The sequence below is a fragment of the Candidatus Acidiferrales bacterium genome (genome assembly GCA_035934015.1).
Classification (GTDB): domain Bacteria; phylum Acidobacteriota; class Terriglobia; order Acidiferrales; family UBA7541; genus DAHUXN01.
The window spans coordinates 129,475-150,987 of sequence record DASYYH010000027.1 but is presented as its reverse complement, the minus strand read 5'-3'; the positions used below and the strand labels follow the sequence as shown (position 1 = coordinate 150,987).

General features: G+C 57.9%; 17 protein-coding genes. 8 read left to right on the top strand and 9 right to left on the bottom strand.

Going from position 1 to position 21,513, the window contains the following annotated elements; all coding sequences use genetic code 11:
* Positions 1–2: 2 nt before the first annotated feature.
* Positions 3–1,292, bottom strand: a complete 1,290-nt coding sequence (locus VGR81_13700; protein HEV2289993.1) for a trypsin-like peptidase domain-containing protein — start codon at positions 1,290–1,292, stop codon at positions 3–5.
* Between the two features lie 176 nt (positions 1,293–1,468).
* On the opposite strand from VGR81_13700, the gene VGR81_13695 reads away from it, so the two are divergent.
* The 3 genes from VGR81_13695 (at position 1,469) to VGR81_13685 (ending at position 3,569) form a co-directional block, all read left to right on the top strand.
* Positions 1,469–2,443 (top strand): glycosyltransferase family 2 protein, encoded by a 975-nt coding sequence (locus VGR81_13695; protein ID HEV2289992.1) that lies wholly within the window; start codon positions 1,469–1,471, stop codon positions 2,441–2,443.
* Positions 2,444–2,836: 393 nt separating this feature from the next.
* Positions 2,837–2,986 carry a hypothetical protein gene (locus tag VGR81_13690; protein ID HEV2289991.1) on the top strand — a complete coding sequence of 50 codons (150 nt, stop codon included), beginning with the start codon at positions 2,837–2,839 and terminating at the stop codon, positions 2,984–2,986.
* A 250-nt stretch (positions 2,987–3,236) separates the two neighbouring features.
* A complete protein-coding gene (locus VGR81_13685; GenBank protein ID HEV2289990.1) occupies positions 3,237–3,569 on the top strand; it encodes a hypothetical protein in 333 nt (110 codons plus the stop codon).
* A gap of 77 nt (positions 3,570–3,646) precedes the next feature.
* On the opposite strand, the gene VGR81_13680 is transcribed toward VGR81_13685, so the two are convergent.
* From VGR81_13680 to VGR81_13655, 6 genes are all read right to left on the bottom strand, one after another.
* On the bottom strand, positions 3,647–4,984 hold the full coding sequence (locus VGR81_13680) for a cytochrome P450 (protein ID HEV2289989.1): 1,338 nt from the start codon (positions 4,982–4,984) through the stop codon (positions 3,647–3,649).
* A gap of 141 nt (positions 4,985–5,125) precedes the next feature.
* On the bottom strand, positions 5,126–7,180 hold the full coding sequence (locus tag VGR81_13675; protein ID HEV2289988.1) for a S9 family peptidase: 2,055 nt from the start codon (positions 7,178–7,180) through the stop codon (positions 5,126–5,128).
* A 212-nt stretch (positions 7,181–7,392) separates the two neighbouring features.
* Positions 7,393–7,620, bottom strand: coding sequence for a hypothetical protein (locus tag VGR81_13670; GenBank protein HEV2289987.1), 228 nt, complete (start codon positions 7,618–7,620; stop codon positions 7,393–7,395).
* A gap of 99 nt (positions 7,621–7,719) precedes the next feature.
* The gene (locus VGR81_13665) at positions 7,720–9,774 is read right to left on the bottom strand and encodes a S9 family peptidase (protein ID HEV2289986.1); all 2,055 of its coding nucleotides are present in this window, start codon (positions 9,772–9,774) and stop codon (positions 7,720–7,722) included.
* A 449-nt stretch (positions 9,775–10,223) separates the two neighbouring features.
* Positions 10,224–10,406 (bottom strand): hypothetical protein, encoded by a 183-nt coding sequence (locus VGR81_13660; protein ID HEV2289985.1) that lies wholly within the window; start codon positions 10,404–10,406, stop codon positions 10,224–10,226.
* A gap of 76 nt (positions 10,407–10,482) precedes the next feature.
* The gene (locus VGR81_13655; protein HEV2289984.1) at positions 10,483–11,652 is read right to left on the bottom strand and encodes an aminomethyltransferase family protein; all 1,170 of its coding nucleotides are present in this window, start codon (positions 11,650–11,652) and stop codon (positions 10,483–10,485) included.
* A 248-nt stretch (positions 11,653–11,900) separates the two neighbouring features.
* Between VGR81_13655 and VGR81_13650 the strand changes: the two genes are divergently transcribed.
* The 4 genes from VGR81_13650 (at position 11,901) to pruA (ending at position 18,804) form a co-directional block, all read left to right on the top strand.
* Entirely contained in the window at positions 11,901–12,233 is a 333-nt protein-coding gene (locus VGR81_13650) for a hypothetical protein (protein HEV2289983.1), read from the top strand.
* A 104-nt stretch (positions 12,234–12,337) separates the two neighbouring features.
* Positions 12,338–13,924, top strand: coding sequence for an NAD(P)/FAD-dependent oxidoreductase (locus VGR81_13645; GenBank protein HEV2289982.1), 1,587 nt, complete (start codon positions 12,338–12,340; stop codon positions 13,922–13,924).
* Positions 13,925–14,494: 570 nt separating this feature from the next.
* Entirely contained in the window at positions 14,495–16,264 is a 1,770-nt protein-coding gene (locus VGR81_13640) for an NAD(P)/FAD-dependent oxidoreductase (protein HEV2289981.1), read from the top strand.
* 959 nt (positions 16,265–17,223) lie between these two features.
* Positions 17,224–18,804: an L-glutamate gamma-semialdehyde dehydrogenase gene (gene pruA / locus VGR81_13635; protein HEV2289980.1), complete on the top strand. Its 1,581-nt coding sequence runs from the start codon at positions 17,224–17,226 to the stop codon at positions 18,802–18,804.
* A gap of 5 nt (positions 18,805–18,809) precedes the next feature.
* On the opposite strand, the gene VGR81_13630 is transcribed toward pruA, so the two are convergent.
* Entirely contained in the window at positions 18,810–20,189 is a 1,380-nt protein-coding gene (locus tag VGR81_13630) for an APC family permease (GenBank protein HEV2289979.1), read from the bottom strand.
* A gap of 98 nt (positions 20,190–20,287) precedes the next feature.
* Between VGR81_13630 and VGR81_13625 the strand changes: the two genes are divergently transcribed.
* Positions 20,288–20,560, top strand: coding sequence for a type II toxin-antitoxin system HicB family antitoxin (locus tag VGR81_13625; GenBank protein ID HEV2289978.1), 273 nt, complete (start codon positions 20,288–20,290; stop codon positions 20,558–20,560).
* 285 nt (positions 20,561–20,845) lie between these two features.
* On the opposite strand, the gene msrA is transcribed toward VGR81_13625, so the two are convergent.
* Positions 20,846–21,316 (bottom strand): peptide-methionine (S)-S-oxide reductase MsrA, encoded by a 471-nt coding sequence (gene msrA, locus VGR81_13620; protein ID HEV2289977.1) that lies wholly within the window; start codon positions 21,314–21,316, stop codon positions 20,846–20,848.
* Positions 21,317–21,513 lie beyond the last annotated feature (197 nt).

Here is a 21,513-nt window from a genome sequence, read left to right as displayed (position 1 = left end):
CGCTAGTTCTTCTGTGTTTCCAACATTGCATGCACCGTGATTTCGCTGTCCTTCAGCACATCCAAATCGCGCTCCCACGTTTTTGTTTTCGCCGCTTGGATCTGAATTTTGTGCGCGCCTGCCGGGAGATGCAACATCGAGGGCGTGTTCCCGACAAATTTTCCGTCCAGATAAATATCCGCCCCCGCTGGGTCTGACGACACGCTCACGGAACCGTATCCTCCCGCGTCCGCCGGCCGCTTCGCTTCTTCCGTCTCGGGATAAAACCGCCTCAAGACTCGAATCAAATTCTCCGCGCTCAGCGCGAAGTTCAGTCCTGTGACGTCTTCGCCAGCATTGTTGCGGATCCGCGATAGCGCCGTGATTCCCACCACTCTCCCATACGTGTCCAGTAGTGGCCCGCCGCTATTTCCAGGATTAATCGTCGCGTCGGTTTGAATCCACGTTCCATCGCCCAGGCCGCGGTCCACGCCGATTCCGCTGACGACTCCGCGCGTCAGCGTATCCGCAAATCCGCCGCCCGGGTCGCCGATGGCGATGACCGTCTCTCCCCGCTGCACAGAATCGATGGCCGCAAGCGGCAGATGCGGAAAATTGTTCCCATCCACTTTAACGATGGCCAGATCAACGTCGGGATCTGTGTAAACAACCCTGGCTGGCAAACGAACCTTGCTGTGTGTCACAACGTATAGCTCCGATTGCTCACCGACGACGTGCTTGTTCGTGGCGATCAGTCCCGTATCCGTCACGAAAAACCCTGTTCCGCGCTTTAAGTCTCCTTCTATGCGCACAATCGCCGGATTCGCCTGGCTCGCGACGGCTTCAACTGTGAGTGGCGTTGATGTTGGCGCCGCGGCCGCAGCCGTGCTTGCCGCGCGAATGTCCGGAGCGCCTGTGAAAATCTTTGCCGTCGATTCCAGCGTCACGTCGAAATGGTTCGTCTTCAACAAAAAGTAATCCCCCGCCGCCCTCCCCAGCAATGAGTGCCAGGCATAGGGTCCTTCCGTGATGGTCAGTTGCGCACTCGTGTAACCATCGAGCGAAATCCTCACCACAACCGGATGTTCGAGCCGTGCCCCGAACGACGTGTGCGGTTTGTGAAAATAAGCTCCCGGCATGTTTACGGTGTAAGGAGTCTTGCCCACACTCACGCCATTCATTTCCACCGTCGCGCCCGACGGCGTGCTGGTGATCGTGAGCGTATCCGCGCGAAGAATTCTCGGCAAAAAAGCAAAGTGCGCAGTAAGAATGAAAAGAACGCCGATAAGAATTGCGGCCCGCCGCAGCTTCATCGGGAGCCTCCCAAGGATGGCTAGCATGGCACTTACCCGATGAGTAGTCAATTAGGAAACAATGGCCGCCAGCCGCCTCGCTTTACGATTGGCAAGATTTCGCGCTCGCTCCGTAGTGGCTTACACTATCTTGCCGATGAAACCTCCGCATCGTTGCACTTCGTTGAGGATGTCCCGTGAGCGTTGACAATACTGGCGCGCGCTTTTCCGTTGTCATCGTCAACTACAACGGCGGCGCCTTGCTCACTGATTGCGTTCAATCTGTTGTGCGCGAAAATGTCCCTGCCGCGCAAATCATCGTTGTTGACAATGGCAGTCGCGACGATTCCGTATTGCAGCTCGAGCGCGGCGTCCCTGGCGTCAAAATCATCCACAACTCCTGCAACGCTGGCTTCGCTCGCGCCGTGAATCAAGGTCTCGCGCAATCCTCCGCGGATTTCGTTTTGCTGCTTAACAACGACGCCCAACTGCAGCCCGGCGCCCTGCACGCGTTCGCCGAGGCATTCGATCGAATTCCGAAGCTGGCCATCGCGGGAGGTCAGTTGCGGCATTCCGATGGTCGCTTGCAAAATGCTATCGCTCCGTTTCCTACTCTTGCGGCCGAAATCATTCCGCGCGCGCTGCTGCAGTGGATGTTTCCTCGCCGTTTTCGAGGTAAATCCGATGCCAGCGCTCCCATCGCCGTCGAGAGCGTCATCGGCGCTTGTCTCTGCGTACGCCGCAGTGCATTAGAGAAACTGGGGCCGATGGGCGAGGATTATTTTTTCTTCATGGAAGAAACAGATTGGTGTCGGCGCGCTCATCGCCTGGGACTCGAGGTTTATTATATTCCCGCCGCGCAGGCGATTCATGTACAAGGCCACACCGCGAATCGTTTTCGCAGCGATGCGCGGATCGAATTCCAGCGCTCGAAACTGATCTATTTCAAAAACAATCGCGCTCGCTCGGTGTATTGGTTCATATCCGTGCTTCTGCCGGCAAAGGCTTTTATCAATGCACTTGCCAATTCTCTGGCCTGTATCCTCACGCTCTTCACGGTCAAAAATCTCCGCGCCAAGTCGCGCGGCTACTGGCGCATCGCCGCGTGGCACGCGCTCGCCCGTCCCGCAAGCTGGGGCCTGCCTGACAAATGTCCGCCGCAAGAAAAATGAGCCGTCGATTCTTGTCGAAAAGTCTTGCGCGCTGTGAAAATGATTCCCGCAAAAGTGTTTGTTTTTTGAAATTCTCGACAACCTCTGTCTTCCTCCAAACATCCAAATTGTTGTCAACGTTTTTCGGATCTTCTGTGCTTGCCTTCAGCGGCCTACAGGCCCAGTAGTGCAGCGCCGAGGAAAATTGCTTTCATAAATGGGGAGGGAATTATCATGAGGATACGTGTCGCTTTACCTTTTGCATTTTTGGCCGTTCTTTTCCTGTCTTGCCCTGTTTGGGCGAATTCCGAATCCACTCCGTTGTATCTCTCGCAGCCCGCGACCATTGGGAACACAACCTTAAAGCCGGGTCAATATCGCCTTATTGCTAATCTCAGTGCGGGTCAAGTTCGTGTGGAACGCAAAGGGAAGGTGATTGGGACATTTGCTGGCAAGCCCGTTACGCTCCAGACCAAATCCGAGGAGACGGCCATTGTATTTAACGGTCGGCGTATCTCCGAAATTCAGTTCACCGGAAAAACCGAAGCGCTCAAGCTCAACTAACTTTTGTTCCGAGATGATGCAGCTAGATGGCGGTTGTTGCCGGAGGAACGATTCTCATGTCCGTACATCGGCAAAAAAATTACAGAACTTTTTGCACGCGACGAGATCTCCGGCAACCTCCGTTTTTCTTTTCGCATCAGAACTCATCATGAGCGCGTCACCGTCTCCTGCGCTCACCTTCAGCGGCTTACAGGCCCAGTAAGACGGCGCCGAGGGAAACAGTCAAATTCAAAATCAGGAGGAAATGTGTATGCGGATACGTGTCTCTCCATTTCTCGCTGTACTTGCCGTTTCCGTGCTCTCGTGCCCCGTCTGGGCGAGTGGAGGTTCAACGACGCCCATGGCATTTGGGAACCCCGTGGCAATCGGCCACACGCTTTTGCAGCCTGGTCAGTATAGATTCGTGGCCAACTTCGGCGCGAACCAGGTTCTCGTCGAGCGGGACGGTCAGACGATTGCCACCATTCCTGCGAGGGAAGTAACGCTCAGTCACAGGTCAAAGCAAGATGGCGTCGTATTGAACGGCGCACACATTTATGAGCTGCAGTTCGCCGGCGAAAATCGGGCCCTTGAGGTTGACTAACGCCGCCATTTCAGTACGCAGCGATCATGCAACCTCGTCCTCTGTGGGCATCAACAGCCTGATGTCCGCATCATCGCTCAGCGCCGGGTCAGCAAAAATTGAATTCCTGGCTTTGGCCGAAGCGTAATCGAAGGCCATAGCTTCACCCGCTGTCCCGGCGCGAGCGCCAGACGAAATCGCGACAGAATCGCTGCAAGCAGCAGCGTCGCTTCCATCATCGCAAACGAAGCTCCGATGCAAACCCTCGGCCCGCCGCCGAAAGGGAAGTACGCGAACTTTGGCAGCTTCCTTTGAAATTCGTCGCTCCAGCGGCTCGGCCGGAATTCCTCAGGTTGCTCGAAGTAGCGCGCGTCGTGATGCACCACCCACTGGCTCATGTAAATCGTCGTACTTCGCGGAACGTCGTAGCCGCCAATCACGCAGTCTTCGACGCATTGGCGTCCCATCGCCCACGCCGGCGGGTAAAGCCGCAGCGACTCGCGCACGACGTTCTCGGTGAATCTTAATTGCGGCAAATCCTCATAGGCCGGCATGCGCTCCCGCAAAACGCTCCGCAATTCATCGATGAGTTCCGCCTCGGCCTGTGGATTCTGCGCCAATAAATAGAATGTCCATGTCAGGGCGCTGGCCGTGGTTTCATGTCCGGCGAGCAGCAGCGTCATCACTTCGTCGCGAAGCTGTTTCTCATTCATTCCTTCGCCGTTTTCGTCGCGCGCTTCCAGCAACATCGAAAGCAGATCGTCGGTTTCTTTTGGTGTTTGGCGGCGATGATTGATGATCTCGTACAAAACGGCGTCGAGCCTCTGTACCGCCTTTCGCGCGCGCACATTTCCCGGCGTCGACCATTTCGCTTTCAGCAGAAATCCCGTTTTAACTCGCGCATCGTATTGCCGGATCGCCGCCGCGAGTGATTCTCCAATGATCTCCACGGTTTCCGGGCGCAGATCTGCTCCAAAGAGCGTCTTCGCCGCGATTTTCAGCGTCAGCCGCATCATCTCCGCGCGAATTTCGCGCGTCTCATCGTTCTTCCATGTCCTCAGCATTTCTTCCGCGTATTCGATGATTACGGGTGCGTATGCCATGATGCGCTCGCGATGGAACGCCGGCCGCGCCAGTCGCCGTTGCCGCCGCCAGAATTCGCCTTCGCTGGTCAGCAGCCCGTTCCCGAGCACGCTCCCGCCCTCGCGCAGGTCCGCGCTCTTGATAAATTTCGCGCCTTGCGTGATGAGCACTTCTTCGATCAAGTCCGGGCGGTTAAAAAAGTAGACCGGGAATTTGATGAACCGGAATCGCGCGGCATCGCCGTACGCGCGCGCTGTGCGAATGATGAATTGGAGAGGATTGTGTGTGAAGCGGTAAAGCGGCCCGGGAAGAAAAACTCCTCTAGGTCCCGGGGGCAGCGTCGCAGTCGCCATTGGCTTTCCAATGGTACCGGAAAGACCGCTGGATTCAATTCCTTGCCAGTGTTGATGATGGGTCAGTTTGGGTTTTTTCGATCGTGGCACGAGGAGCCAAATTCAGACGGGCCCAATACCCAGTGCCGCTCGTTCTGCGCGTTATTTCAAATAAGCCGCCAGCCAGTTCAGAAATTGCTGATACCACAGCTTGCTGTTCTGTGGCTTCAGCACCCAATGCCCTTCGTCCGGGAAAATAATCAGCTTTGAGGGCACGCCCTGCCGTTGCAGAGCCGTGAAAAGCTCCAGATCCTGCGTATAGGGCACGCGAAAATCCAGCTCGCCGTCGATCACGAGCATCGGCGTGCGCAATTTTCCGAGTTCCGCCGCGTAAGTCGATGGCGACCACTTTTCGTAACTCGCCGGATTCGTCCAGGGCGTCCCGTTCAAATCATGCTCGACGAACCACAACTCTTCCGTCGCGCCATACATGCTCACCAGATCATACGGTCCCGCATGGCTAATCAGGCAACGGAACCGGCCCGTGTGCGTCGCGATCCAATCCGTCATGTAGCCGCCGTAGGACCCGCCTGCCTCGGCAAGTTTCGAGCCATCAATGAATGGATAATGCGCCAGCGCGTAATCGACGCCATCCATCAAATCCACGTACGGCTTTCCGCCCCAATCGTTTTGAATTTCGTCTGTGAATTTTTGACCGTAGCCCGTCGAGCCGCGCGGATTGATCATCACCACCACGTACCCCGGCGTGGCCATAACTTCGGGATTCCACCGATAGCCCCACTCGTCGTCCCATGCGCCCTGCGGCCCGCCGTGGACGAGCAATAGCATCGGGTATTTTTGCGCGGCATCGAAATGCGGCGGCTTCACCATCAGCCCTTCGACATTTGTTCCATTCGCGGCCTTGAACCAGAACGGCTCTGCTGCGGGCAATTCCAGTCTCGCGACTATGGATTCGTTCTGGTGCGTGATTTGCCGGATATCGCTTCCGTCTGCGTTCGCCGAAAACAATTCCGCCGGGTACGCGATGCTCGAACGCGAAAACACCATCCGCTTTCCATCTGCGCTCAATGAAAATTCGCCGTTGAAACCGTCCCGCACAATGGTCTTCGGCATATTTCCCGGCGCGGCGGCGAGGCTATAGATCGGCATTTCCGCGTGATTTTCCGCCTGAAAATAAATCGTCTGGCTGTCCGCTGACCACAGGTACGATTCCACATTGCGGTCAAAATTCGTGGTGATGTCCGTGTGTTCTCCCGTCGCGCGGCTGTAAAGCATCAATTGCCACCGGTCGCTCTCATATCCCGGAGTCATCTGCGCGCGGTAGGCGATCCATTTCCCATCTGGCGAGTATTGCGGGCCCCAATCGTCTCCCAAATTTGTCGTGATGCGCTTTGGCGACGTTTCGCCCGAAATAGGTACCGTGAAAAGATCGCCATTTGTGCTGAGCGCCTCGTCTTTTTGCGTGTCCGCGGTAAAGCAAATCTCCCGGCTGTCCGGCGAAAAGGCAATCGCTTCCGGCGCGCCCAGATTGAATGGCGGAATGTCGTAATTCGCTCCCGGAGTCAGGTCGCGTGGCGCTCCCTGCTTCACGGCCATAGCAAATAAATGGCTGCGCTTTCCGTCCGCCCAGTCCGTCCAGTGCCGATAGAGCAGTTGCTCGGCGATATGCGCCTTCACTTTGCTCTTTTCCGCCGCTTCATCTCGCTCTTTGTTGCACGCATCGTCGGCGCAGCCCGGATAAACGCGCGACGTGAACGCCACCCAATTTCCATCCGGCGACCACACTTCGTTATCAACATCCGTCGAAAGAAACGTCAGTCGCGACGCCTCTCCGCCATAAAGCGAAATCGTATACACCTCCGCCGTTCCGTCGCGCGAAGAGAGAAACGCAATTTGTTTGCTGTCCGGCGACCATCTCGGACGTGAATCGCTCCCGCCGCGCGTCAATTCGCGCTCCGCCCCGCCTGTTGCCGGGACAATCCAAAGGTCGCTCACTGAATGGTTCGCCTCCACATCTGGCGTCGAAACCACGTATGCCACCCATTTCCCGTCGGGAGATATCTGCGGATCGCTCACGCGATGCATCGCGATCATGTCGTCAAACTGGATCGCGTGCTTCTGCGTCTGCCCGCGCACCGCGGCGCAGCAAGAAAGACAAATGCTCACGACCCACGCCAGGCGTCTCGCCGAACCCATCGCTAAGCCTCCTCGCATCGAATATCACACACGGAAATGCCGCAGAAATAATGTCACTTTGTGTTTCTCATGCCAAGTCGCTGCCGCCGTCGCGAGTCTGGTCGTCATCATCGTGTTTCTGCCTTCGCAGGCAAAGTGAACGTCTCCAGCGAAGACCATTACGAGTTGGATTTTTCTTCAGAAGGGAATTCGTCTTGGCGCGTCGCCACGCATCAATCCTGCCGAAGGCCGATGATAAACAGCGCCACGCCGATCGTCACCATCGCGATGCTGAACCAAAGCGGAAAGTGAATCACTCGCCGCACTTCAAGAATCGTCCTGGCGCCGGCAACCTGTTCCGTATTCTGGCTGACGCGATAGCTGAACGCCGGATGAATCCATGTCACCGCTCCCACCAGCGCCAGCAGTATCCCCAGAACGTTTTCCGCTCGGATCCGCATCCGTCCCCTCGCCGTCTGGGCACCCTCCCGCTCAGGAAACGGTCCGCGATCGTCGATCGCGAAGCGCTTCGCGGAAGAGAGCCTAAGCCATCCGCGCCGTTACTGCTTCGCCCGATGCTTGTCGAACCAATCCAGAATGTACGTCGTCTTCGCGATCTGGTGGCTCGGCCGGACGCTTACCCCGTGCGGCTCTCCCGGCACGCGCACTAGCACTGCCTCAATCTTTCTCAATTTGAGCGCCGTGTAATACTGCTCCGCTTCGGAGATCGGCGTCCGATAGTCCGCTTCGCCAGTCATCAGCATCGTCGGCGTCTCCACGTTTCCTACCTCCGAGATCACCGATCGTTTCATGTACTGGTCCGAGTATTCCCACGGTGGGCCCGGAAACCAGTATTCGCCGCCCAGGATCGGAATGTCCGCCGTCAGCACCCAGCTATACCAGTTGATGACCGGATATAGCGACGCTGCTGCGCGGAAACGCTTCGTGCGGTCGATCATCCAGCACGTCAGCACGCCTCCTCCGCTCCCGCCCGTCACAAACAAATTGTTCGTGTCCACATATCCTTTCGCAATCACCGCGTCCACGCCGGAATTCAAATCGTAGAAATCATTTCCCGGATACGCATGGTGGATCAAGTTCCCGAATTCTTCGCCGTAGCTCGTGCTTCCGCGCGGGTTGATGTACACCACCACGTATCCCGCGGATGCGAAAATCTGCTTCTCGATGTCAAACCGGTCCCCATAATTCGCGAACGGCCCGCCATGAATCTCCAGAAGCAACGGATATTTTTTCGCGGGATCGAAGTCCGGCGGCTTGATGATCCATCCTTCGATCTTGCGCTTGTCAAAAGAAGAATCAAACCAGAACTCCTCGACTTCTCCCGGTTTTTTCTGCGCCAGCAGTTCGCCATTCAGCGCCGTAATCACTTTCTCTTTCGGATTCGAAAGGCTCGCCACGGCGATGTCCCCGGGATCGCTCCCCGTTCCATAGGTCACCGCGAACGTGCCGCCGTGCGACACGCTGAACGACTCTCCCTCCGTGTACGTCGAGCCGCCGCTCGCCAGGTGTTCCGCAAGCGTCTTCATCGTGCCGTCCATGCTCACGAATCCCAGCTTTGAGTTGCCCTTGTCGTCGTAAAGGAAATAGACTCCGCTGCCGTCTTCGGCCCAGTGCGGCTGTTCGATGTCGCGGTCCAGGCTCGCCAGCATTTCATGCGGATTGCTCCCGTCGCGGTTCATCACGTAGAGATGTGTCACCTGGTATCCCTGGTAGCGATCATCGAATCCCGTATACGCGATGAGTTCCCCGTCGGGCGAAATGGCCGGCGAATTGTTTGGCCCTTTGCGATGCGTCAATTGCGTCATCGTTCCGTCCACAACGGAGAATTGGTATACCTCGGTTTGATAAATGTAGTATTCGAAATCTGGCGAGAGATGACCTGACACCAACAGGCATTTTCCGTCCGGCGTCCAAGTCAGTCCGTTCCCATGCGGGAAATCCCCTGTCGTAATTTGCCGCGGCGCTCCGCCCGTTGCCGCCACCACGAACAATTGTTGGAATCCTGACGGCAAATAGCCCATCCCGTTAAACCGGTATCTCAGCCGGTCATATACGTGCGGCGGCTCGGCCCAATTTGCTCCCGGCGGAGGCGTCGGCAGCGTTCCAATGTTCGGTCCGGGCACAGGCACCAGAGAATCGAACGCAATTTCCTTCCCATCCGGCGACCACGTGATTTCTCCCGGTGCAAACTGCATGCTCGTGATCTTCGCGGTCTGTCCTGTGTCCATCCAGCGCACATAAATCTGTGGCGATCCTTCGCGGTCGGAGATATACGCGATGCGCGTTCCGTCGGGCGACCACTGCGGCGAGCTATCGGAATAGCTTCCCGTCGTCAGCGGACGATTCTCCGAGCCGTCCGCGTTCACAATCCAGAGATTTGAGTCGCGCCGGTCCGTCATGATGTCCGCAAATCGGCGCACATAAATGATTTTCGTCCCATCCGGCGAAATCTGTGGATCGCTTGCGTACTGCAGATTGAAAATATCCATTGCCGTGATTCGATTTGCCACCGGCGCCTGCGCCCGCGTCGGCAGAGCCGCGAAAATCACCGCAACAACAAGGCTCAGGTATCCAAATTCAGGAAAACGTCGCATGAGTTTGCCTCCGCTTGTAAACAGCCATAGCATTTCATGTCCCAATGGCAGGCCCGCCTCGAAACTACTTCTTCGTGCGTTCGTTGACGCTCATTCCGTGTATCGTCGTGCTCGTGGCGAGCGGCCGGATAATTTTATGAGGATAATCCGCCGTCCCGCTCGTCCGCGAAGATGCGGATACCGCATGCCGCCAGGATAGTCAAGCGAATATGTCTCCGCAAAATCGCCGCTCGCCGCGAGCAGCCTCAGAGGTTGGCTGCTTACAGTGGTGTCGCGCATCGCCTGCCGAGGCAGGAATCTGCTGTTGCTTTTTCTCTGGCCTTGAGAAAAATCACAGCGCCGCGCCCGTCGTCTTCCCCGTTAGCCACCAATTTGTCATTCCGAGCGAGGATGCGATTAGCATCCGACGAGGAATCTGCTTTGCGCTTTTCTTTCAGCCGCGAAAAAAATCACAGCGTCGGCATCGCCATCTTTCGCGCCGGATTGAAAAACGGCAATTCCGCCACCGTCACGTGCTCCTTAGGGGGCCGGAGCCGCCTGCTGCCTGCTCGCTGCGGCGGGCAGGCAGGCTTCAGCTCCGGCATAAACCGGTGATTTTCGATTTCTTCCTTTTTGCGCCGCTTTGTGCGCAAATCTCTGCCGGGAACTCTCTCGCTAAGAATCTCTGCGGTGTTCCGAACGGCTCGTCCTAACTCATTCAGCGCAGCGTCAGAGTACCGGCTTCGCCGTCTTTCTCGCCGGATTAAAAAACGGCAATTCCGCCACCGTGGCCTCGACGCGATGCCGCACCGCCTCGACCGTGAATTCCATTTTCAGCTTCGTCCCCGGCTTCGCGTATTCGCCCGCCACGCTCGCGAGCGCAATCATCCGCTTCAGCGTTGGCGACCATGTCGTCGAAGTCGCCTTCCCGATCTGCCTTCCGCTCGCGTCAAAGACCGGCACAGCCGCGCGCGAAGCCGTGCTCGCCACTTGCGGTGCCAGTCCCGCGGCGTCGAAAAGCGCTTCGATTTCGTCCCAGTCGATATTCAATCCCACGAATCGCCGCTTCGTCCCGCGTTTCTGTTCCTCCGCGAGCGCCTCGCGCCCCACGAAATGCTCCTTGTTCAAATCCACCATCCGCCCCAGCCCAATTTCGTATGGCGAATATTTCTGCGCTTCGATCAGCGCCTTTTTGCTGCTGATGTAATCGACTTCGATCAGCAGCAGCCCTGCCTCGATTCGCGCCACGTCCAGCGCCAGCATTCCCGCCGCGTGCAAATCGTATTGCCGCCCGCGCGCCACAAGCTCGTCCCAGACTTTCACCGCATCGTTCCACGGCATCCAGATTTCGTAGCCCAAATCGCCCGTGTATCCCGTGCGCGAAATATCCACCGGCACGCCGGCGATCTTCGCGCTCGTCACCCGAAAATATTTCAAGCTCGCCAAATCCGCATCGCTCGCCTGCCGCAGCACGCGCGCCGACGTCGGCCCTTGCAGCGCCAGCGACGCCACCTGCTCGGAAATGTCCTCGATCTTCACGTCCAGCCCCAGCGCATTCTGCTCGAACCACCGGAGGCTCGGGTCCGCCGCCGTCCACCGGTACACATTTTCGCCCAGCCGCGACACGGTCCCGTCGTCGATCACTTTTCCTTCTTCGTCGCACCAGCAGCAGTAAATCACCTGTCCCACTGCGATTTTCCGCACGTCGCGCGTAATCACGCGGTTCACAAACGTCGTCGCATCCGCGCCCGTAATCCAATATTTGTAGAGCGGCGTCACGTCAATCAGCGCCGCCGCGTTGCGTATCGCGTTGTATTCGTGCTCGTGATGCGTCTCGTACGCGCTCACCGTGTAGTAGCCCGACCATTCGCGGTAATTCAGGCTCTCGCACAGCTTCATCGTCCTCTCATGCACCGCCGTCCCAATAGGCAATGTTTTTCTCCCTTCTCCATGCGTTTCTTGCCAAATTATCATCCGCAAACTGCACGGCCTACTGTTCGCGAATTATAATTCGCGTTTTCCAAGTCTATCAAGGTGCCGCGCCTTGAAGCTCAGGAGTACAACTTTCGTCGCAGCATTTAGCAGAGCTAGCGGCATAAGCTTATTCTTGTTAATGTAATCGCCGCCGATCATTAGGAGCTGTCTCGATGCTAGTCTGGCGTGGAAAAGGATTTCTCGTCGCGCTCATCGCGTTCGGCTGCCTGATTCTGACCGACCTAGCGACGCGATCGATGTTCACTGATAAGGGCTATTACCAACACCATGGCTGGCCGAAGCTGGTCGGTTTTTTCATCGCCGCCGTGTCGGTTTATGCGCTCCGGTCGTGGTTCGGTTGCGGGCGGGAGCGGATACTTATTGAGAGAGAGACCGGTCAAGAGGTTAAGATATCCCTCGAAGACTCGTTGCTTGGTATTCCCGTTCGTTTCTGGCCGTTCATCTTGCTTGGTCTTGGAGTCGTGTTTTCCTTCGTCCGCGAGTAGCGATTAACGAATTCGATGTAGCTGCCACTGCGCTTGTCGGGATAACTCTACCCCTGTAAAATGGCCCGTCGTCGCACGCGCGCTGACGCGTGCACAGGAAATCCATGCCCAAATCCTACGACGCCATCATCATCGGCGGAGGCCACAACGGCCTGACCAACGCGGCCTACCTCGCTTGCGCGGGCAAAAAAGTCCTCGTCCTCGAACGCCGCTACGTCCTCGGCGGCGCCGCCGTCACCGAAGAAATCATCCCCGGATTCAAATTCTCCGTCTGCTCTTACGTCGTTTCGCTTCTGCGCCCGGAAATCATTCGCGATCTCGATCTCCCGCGCCACGGCCTCGAAATTCTTCCGCTCGACGGCACTTTCACGCCCATGCCCTCGGGCGACCATCTCTGGCGCGTCAACGACCACGCCAAGACCCGCCGCGAACTCGTCCGCCACTCGCGCCTCGACGCCGAAGCCTACGACGAATTCGGCAAAGCCATGCTTCAGATGTGCCGCTTCGTCAAACCGCTTCTCGCCATGACGCCTCCCGATCCCACTTCGCTCAATCCCAAAGGCCTCAAGAAACTTATGTTTCTCGCCCGCCGCTTCCAATCTCTCCCCGCCGAGGATAAATACAATCTCGTCCAGCTCATGACCATGTCCGCTGCCGATTTCCTCGATCAGTGGTTTGAAACAGATGTTCTCAAGGCCACCATGTCCGCCTCCGGAATCATCGGCACGTTTCTCGGCGTGCGCTCTCCCGGCACCGCTTACGTTCTCCTGCATCATTACATGGGCGAAATCGACGGCGCATTCCGCGCTTGGGGATTCAGCCGCGGCGGCACCGGCGCGATCTCCAACGCCATCGCCGACGCCGCCCGTGAAGCCGGCGTCGAAATTCGCACCGAAGCGCCCGTAGCCAAAATTCTCACGCGCAACGGCCGCGCTTCGGGAGTGGTGTTGCAGTCCGGCGAAGAAATCCACGCAAAAATCGTTTCCTCCAGCGTCGATCCCAATCTCACATTCCTGAAAATGATGGATTCCAAAGATCTCCCCGCCGAATTCCTCGACGAAGTGAAGCGCTACAAATATCGCGGCTCCTCCGGCAAAGTGAATCTCGCTCTCGATGCGCTTCCCGAATTCAAATGTTTGCCCGGCGCGGGCCATCATCTCCGCGGCGCGATTTCCATTTCGCCTTCCGTCAACTACATGGAGCGCGCCTACGATCAGGCCAAATACGGCGAATTTTCCCATCGCCCTTACATCGACATGGTTATTCCCAGCCTGACCGATCCCTCCGTCGCACCTCCCGGCAAGCACGTCCTCTCCTGTTTCGTGCAATACGCACCTTACAAACTCAAAAACGGCTCGTGGGAAAATCGCCGCGAGGAATTCGGCAACGCCGTCATCGACACCATCTCCGAATACGCGCCCAGTCTGAAAAACATAATCATCGGCAAGCAAGTCCTCACGCCGTGGGACATCGAAGATCAAATCGGCCTCACCGAAGGAAACATTTTTCAGGGCGAACTCTCGCTCGAACAGCTTTTCTTCCTGCGTCCCGTCGCCGGCTGGGCTCGTTATCGCACGCCGGTGAAAAATCTCTATATGTGCGGCTCCGCTACTCATCCCGGCGGCGGCATCATGGGCGCGCCCGGCCGCCTCGCCGCCCTCGAAATCCTCCGCGACCTGAGGGCTACCTGATGCCGTCTCGCAGCGCTGTCATTCTGAGGAGCCGTTTCACGGCGACGAAGAATCTCGCCTCGTCGGCCTTTCTTTCGCCAAACGCGGCCATGCCGATGACGCTTCGTCAATCGCCCTGTTCGACTCCACCTCCCACATTGTCATTCCGAAAAGTCCCGATGCCGTTTATCGCGACGACGAGGAATCTGTCTTTATCGTTAAGAGGTGTCATCCCGAACCCGTCCCGATGCATTAAATCGGGACGGTGTGAGGGACCTGCTTTTGCCTTGCGCTCTCGTAGGGGCGGGGCTTGCCCCGCCCGCGCCTGCCCGCCGTGGCGGGAATCTGCAGTTCGGTTTTGCGTTTTTGGAGTGTGGCGGTCCGCCTCGCGGACTCCGGCTTGCCTGCCTTGGCAGGCGAAGCCGGAGCTCGACGCCGCTTTGCCTTGGCAGTTGTAGGGCCCGATCGACTTCATCGGGCCGTCGCCGTCCATCGGACGGCGCTGCATTTGGTTTTTGATTTGTTGCGGTGCTTCGCGGAGAACGCAAATGATTTTTGGGGCGGCTTTAGCCGCTGAGGTTCGTCTTACTTATGAACACGCGTAACATCCTCATCATCGGCGCCGGCCAAAATTCTCTCGTCGCCGCGTTCTATCTCGCCCGCGCTGGCCTCAAACCTCTCGTCCTCGAACGTCGCTCGGCCGTCGGCGGCGCCACCTCGACGCTCGAATTTCATCCCGGCTTTCGCGCCTCCGTCCTCGACGCTCCCGGTCCGCTCGCTCCCGGCATCGCCCGCGACATGCGCCTCCAGCCGCTCGCGCGTCAATCGAGCGACGCCGCCCGCCTTTTCGCTCCCTTGCCCGACGCGCTCTCTCTTCTCCTCTACGCCGACGCCGCTCGCTCCGCGAAAAACATCGAAGCCTTCTCCAAATCCGACGCCGCGAGCTACCTCGACCTCGCGCAAATCTTCGAAAGCGCCTCCGGCCTCATCCGCGATCTCCTCCTCATGACGCCGCCCGACGTCGACACCCTCACTTCCTCCGCCATTTGGGATTTGCTTCGCACCGGGAAAACGTTCCGCGGCCTAGGCAAGAAAAACATGCGCCGCCTGCTCCGCTGGGGACCGATGGCCGTCGCCGATTTCGCCGCCGAATTTTTCGAGACGGAACTTCTTCGCGCCGTCATCGCCGCGCCCGGAATTTCCGGCACCGCCGCGGGCCCGTGGTCAGCGGGAACTGCCGCGCTTCTGCTTTTGCGTCTCGGCGCCGGAGGTTTACCCGATGGCAAACCGTCCGCCGTCTCAGGCCTGTCCGCCGTGGCGGGTTCTTTTGCGCAGGCGGGCGCTCTTTCCGAAGCCCTGGCCGCTGCCGCCATCCGCGCCGGCGCCGAAATCCGCACCAACGCCGAAGTCGCTCGCATCCTCGTCAAGAATGACGCGGTGGCGGGAGTCCTGCTCAAAAACGGCGAAGAGATCGCCGCCAGCGCCGTCGTCTCTGGCGCCGATCCCAAGCGCACTTTCCTCCAATTGCTCGAGCCCGTGCACCTCGCACCGAGCTTCCTCGTAAAGATGCAGCACTATCGCGCACAGGGAACTGTCGCGCGCGTTTTTCTTGCTCTCGACGCGCTCCCGAATTTCACTGCGCTCAAAAATTCATCTCCCGCCGAGGCCGTCGCCGCGCTCTCCGGCCGCATCCACATCGGCCCGGAGATCGATTATCTCGAGCGCGCCTTCGACGCCTCGAAGTACGGCAATTTCTCCGCCGCGCCGTATCTCGATGCCTCCATTCCTTCGCTCCTCGATCCATCATTGGTTCAGGCAAGCTCGCCCGCCGAAGCAGCTTCGCCCGCGAAGGCGCGGCACGTCATGGCCATCTCCATGCAATACGCGCCTTACAAAGTGAAGCCGCCGAGCACGGCTTCTCGCGAAGCCTCCCCAAATTGTCATTCCGAACCCGGTCGCCCGCGGCTGGCGAACGGCGGTGAGGAACCTGCTTTTGGTTCTGCTGCCTCTCCCAAAAATTGGCCCGCACTCCGCGACGCTCTCGCCGACGCCGTCATCAAAACTCTCGCGGAATACGCTCCCGATCTCCCTTCGAAAATCCTCGCCCGCCGCGTCATCACGCCGCTCGATCTCGAAATCGACTACGGCCTCACCGGCGGCCACATCTCCCACGGCGAACTCGCTCTCGACCAGCTCTTCACCATGCGTCCGCTTCTCGGCTTCGCGCGCTATCGCACTCCCATCCGCAATCTCTTTCTCTGCGGCTCCGGGACTCATCCCGGCGTCGCCCTCGCCGCCGCCTCCGCCCTCAACTCCTCCCGCGAAATCCTCCGCGCCCTCCGGCGCCAACCTCGCCCATGACTCCCAATTTGTTATCCCGAACTCGCTCGTGTTGTTTGCGAGCGGTGTGAGGCCTGCCTGCCGCAGGCAGGGATCTGCTTTTGCCTTTTTCGGAGTGCGGCGGTCCGCTACGCGGATTCCGGTTGCGATCCGTACACGCAACCGGAACTCGACGCCGCTTTGCCGCCCATTCTCACGATTCCGAACGGTTGCCCGCTCGCGTGGCACGGGCTATCAGCCTGTGTATTTCTGACCCTATTTGTCTACTTTTGACCGCACACGGTCGCTTGCCCTAATTCCAACTCGCGCCACCAGCGCCATTTGTCATTCCGAGCGAGGATGCGACCAGCATCCGACGAGGAATCTGCTGTCGCTTTTACTCTCGACGATTCAACTCGCCTCTGGCGTTCCCCATATCTGCCTTGACAATTTAGTTCTAAAGTGGTAAACATGTCTTCGCGCGGGCAATTCGCCCGTGCAAAAGGCCGCCTCATCGGCGGCCTTTCGCTTTTCATGCGCTTTTAGGAGTCTAATCGAGGAAATACGGGGAATTAGAAATTGAGCCAACTCACTGAAAACAAAGGATCCAGGTCACTTCTAATCGAGTATTTCTGCAATTTTTTCGGAATTAACTCGATTAGGATTTCCGCTCTCCCACGCTCAGTGACAGCTCGCCGCTCCGTTTCTAATCGACAGACCTATGATTTATTAGAAACTCGCGTAACTCACACAAAACAAACGCTCGGGTCCGTTTCTAATCGACAGAGATACGCACTTTTCGCCGTCGATTCTCTCCGCTTCCGGGCTGGAGCATTTTGCGCCCGGCAGATTCATCGCTCCTTGCATTTTGCCTCCTCGTCACTGGCCACTTGTCACTCGCTTGCCCTGAGGCAACCCGAAGGGCCGCTCGCCACTGCCTTCCTGCGCTATAATTGTCGTTTCACAATTCTTGCGCAGCGCAATCCTAAGGAGGCATTGGCATGACATCCCCGGCACGGTCCCTCGGTCGCGGCGAATTCAAAAATGAGCCGATCAAGGATTTTTCCAAATCCGAAAATCGCAAGGCCATGGAAGCGGCTCTGAAAAAAGTCTCCGGCGAACTCGGCCGCGAGTATCCCATCCTCATCGGCGGCGAAGAAATCTTTACCGCGGAAAAAACGCACTCCACCAATCCTTCGCATCCCGATCAGGTAGTCGGAATTTTTCAGAAGGGAACTGTCGAGATGGCCAATCAGGCCGTCGAAGCCGCTCACAAGGAATTCGCTTCCTGGCAATGGGTACCCGCCGACGAGCGCGCCGAATGCTGCTTCAGCGCCGCGAAAATCCTGCGCAAGCGCCGCTTCGAAATGAACGCCTGGCTCTGCTACGAAACCGGAAAGACTTGGCCCGAAGCCGACGCCGACACCGCTGAGCTCATCGACTTTTGCGAATTCTATGGCCGCGAAATGCTCCGCCTCGCCGGCCCGCAAAAACTCATCCCCAACGCGGGTGAGCAGAATTATTTGAAATACATCCCGCTCGGCGTCGGCATCGTCATTCCGCCGTGGAATTTCGCCGCGGCCATTATGGGCGGCATGGCCATGGCCGCCATCGTCACTGGGAACACGGTCGTCCTGAAGCCTTCAAGCGACTCGCCAACCGTCGCAGCGTTTTTCATGGAAATCATGCGCGAAGCGGGCGTTCCGAATGGCGTCGTGAATTTCTTCACCGGCCCGGGCGCCACCGCCGGCGAAGCGCTCGTCGCGCATCCCAAGACGCGCTTCATCGCCTTCACTGGTTCGAAAGAAGCTGGTCTCCGCATCGGCGAACTCTCCGCCAAAAAGCAGCCGGGGCAAATCTGGATCAAGCGTACCGTCCTCGAAATGGGCGGCAAGGACGCCATCATCGTCGATGACGAAGCCGATCTCGATTCCGCGGCCGAAGGCGTCGCGCAATCGGCCTTCGGTTTTCAGGGACAGAAATGCTCCGCCTGCTCGCGCGCCATCGTCGCCGAAAAAGTCTATGACAAATTCATCGAGAAGCTGCTTCCGCAGGTGAAGAAGCTCAAAGTCGGCCCGTCTGAAAATCCCGACAACTACATGGGCCCGGTCATCAACAAATCCGCGATGAAAACGATTCTCGATTACATCGACGCAGGCAAAAAAGAAGGCCGCTTGCTCGCGGGCGGCGCGAAAGCCGCGGGCGACGGCTATTTCATCGAACCGACCGTCATCGCCGATATCAAACCCGGCGCGAAAATCGCACAGGAAGAAATTTTCGGCCCTGTCCTCGCCATCATGCCCGCCAAGGATTTCGACGACGCGCTCGATATCGCCAATGGCACCGAATACGGCCTTACTGGCGCCGTCTACACGAAAAACAAAAAGAAACTCGCGCGCGCTTCCAAGGAATTTCACGTCGGCAATTTGTATCTGAACCGCAAGTGCACCGGCGCAAAAGTTGGCGTCCATCCCTTCGGCGGCTTCAATATGTCCGGCACGGATTCCAAAGCCGGCGGCCAGGATTATTTGCTCCTTTTCCTGCAGGCCAAAGTCGTCGCCGAAAAACTCCCCGCGAAGTGACAGAATTATTCCGGGGCAGCACTTCCAACCGGTTCGATGGTCGGCCGCGGGGTTATTCGGAAGACGAAGCGCAAAATTAAATACGCGACGGGGCCGGTGGCGAGCAGCAACGGCGAATAGCGCATCACGAACGGCTCGCTGTACGCGATTTTTATCGCACACAAAATCGCCGGCACAATCACAACATACGCCATGCCGATTTTTCCGGCGGGCACACGAAAACGCCGCGGCGCGTTGGGAGCTTTTCGCCGCATGCGCCACGCCGAAAGCAGCGTCAACATCGAAGTTGCGATGCGCGTCCAGATATAAATGTCCACCAGCGGGACAACATCGAACTTTGCGAGGACGCAATAGATGATCGCCGAGACCGCGATCGCACGCGCCGGCGTGCCCCATCGTGCGTGAATCTTGCCGAGCCACGCGGACAGAAATCCATCTTCTGCCATCGTCGCGGGGATTCGCGTGGTGTAAAGAATCGTGCTGTTCGAAAGCGCGAGCGTCCCGATGATGGATGCGACGAGCATCGCCGCGCCGAGCGTTTCTCCGCCGACGAGCCGCGAAGCATCCACGATGTAGCCGGTGATCCAGTCGTGCCAGTTGCCGAGCACGGCGAGCGCCAGCGCCGCGGGCAAAATGTAGGTGATGACGCAGAGCGGCGTGTTCCACGCAATCAGCCGCGTGAACGTGCGCTGCGGATCTTTCATTTCCTGCGTGACGCTGGAAAGTTGTTCGTAGCCGGCATAATTCCACATGGCGATCGCGAGGCCGGAACCGAAAACTCCGACGAATTGTTTTCCCGGCGGAGAAAACGGAAGCATCGGATTGTGGTGCCAGTGGAAAAGCGCAACCACGCACAGCCAGATCACCGGAATGAAGACCGCGGTTTGCAACACGACCGCTAACCAGCCCGCGACTTTGATTCCGCGCGCATTCACGATGGCGAGAAGAATCAGAATCGCGCACGCGCCGAGCCATCGTTCGTTGTCGGTGAGTTGCGGATAGTAGTTCTTCACATAATCCATCAACTGCGCGCCGTATGCGCTGTTCAGCAGAAACGTTCCCGTCCAGTTCCACCATCCGCACTGAAATCCCCAGAAGTCGCCGAACGCCGCGCGCGTCCAGCGATAGAAGCCGCCCTGCACGGGCATGATGCTGTTCAGCTCGGCGGACGCGAGCGAAATCGGAATACTCCAGAAAAACGGCACGAGCGCGAGAAACACAATGGCCATGCCCGGGCCGGAGTCCTTGAAAATTTCTTCGTAGCCGAATGGCCCGCCGCAGGTGTAGCCGAAAAAAACAGCGAGCAGCGGAAGGAAACCGATTTGGCGAAAAACTCCGCTTGCAAGAGCAACCGGCGTTTTGGAAGTGCCGTTCGCGGTGGGCATTTTCGCGCGGTGCGAAGAGCGGCATGATAGTGAACCGCGCGCTGCAATTCAACGAGTTTCAATGCGCACTGTGGTAGGATGAAACGAAAGAGGCGAGCATGAAGCGGCAAGAGCATGTCACAGAAGTTGAAGAGGCAGCGATTCGCATCCGAATCGAGGCGCTCAAAGAGGGGCGCTACCTCGGAACGAGTCCCGATATTCCGGGCCTCATAGCCGAAGGCCGCAGCATCGCCGAGACGATCGAGATTGCACAAGATCTCGCTCGCAAAATTGTCGAATCGTGCCGTGAGCATGGGGATCCTCTCCCTGCTGTATTCTCAAAAGACCGCAAGAAGACCCGCGAATTTCTCGTGCCTGTGCCAATGCCCTGATGGGTCGTCTATCAGGATTCCGTTATCGCGAAGTCGTCCAGCGTCTCCGTGTGTTCGGTTTTCGCTTCGATCGCTCTGGAGCTGGAAGTCATGAAGTTTAGCGTCATGCGGAGACAGGGCGGAAAGCTACGATCCCACATCACTCAGGCGACATGGCAGAAGGAACGCTCCGAGCGATTTTGCGCGAAGCTGGGATCAGTGTTGAGAGCTTCCTGAAAGCGCGTTAAGAGCGCTTGGAGTAGCAGCACAGCCACGGCCTACGCCAGGGATGAGCCACCATAAGACTCAGTAGTGGCAGGAGGCGGCGCCGCGTTTGGCGAGATACTGCTGATGGTATTCCTCGGCGCGGTAAAACTCCGACGCGGGCTTGATTTCCGTGACGATGGGACGCTTGAAGACGCTGGATTTTTCGAGCGCGGCGACGGCTTCGCGCGCGGCCGCTTCCTGTTCGGCGTCGTGATAAAAAATTGCGGAACGATACTGCGTGCCGAAATCGGGGCCCTGGCGATTGAGCGTCGTGGGATTGTGATTCTGAAAAAACGCAGCGAGAAGTTCGCGATAGGAAACCTGCGCGGGATCGAATTCGACTTCGACGGCTTCGGCGTGGCCGGTCGCGCCAGTGCAAACGTCTTTGTAGGACGGATTTTTCGTCGTGCCGCCGGTGTAGCCGACAGTCGTTGCAGTGACGCCCTTGATTTGGCGGAACGCTTCTTCGACGCCCCAAAAACATCCTGCGGCAAATGTGGCCTTTGCCATTGTCTGCTCCCCGTGCTGAGTGGCTAGTAGAAAGTTTGCCATACAGAGCGCCTCGCGTCGAGAGAGCGAAGTGGCTGGAAAGGCAAAGGCAGATTCCTCACACCGTCCGTCAAAGGCAAGCGGCCGGGTTCCCTTCGCTACTGCACTCAGGCCAGGCGGAATGACAAACTTTGTTTGTTTGATGTCCATCACCAGCC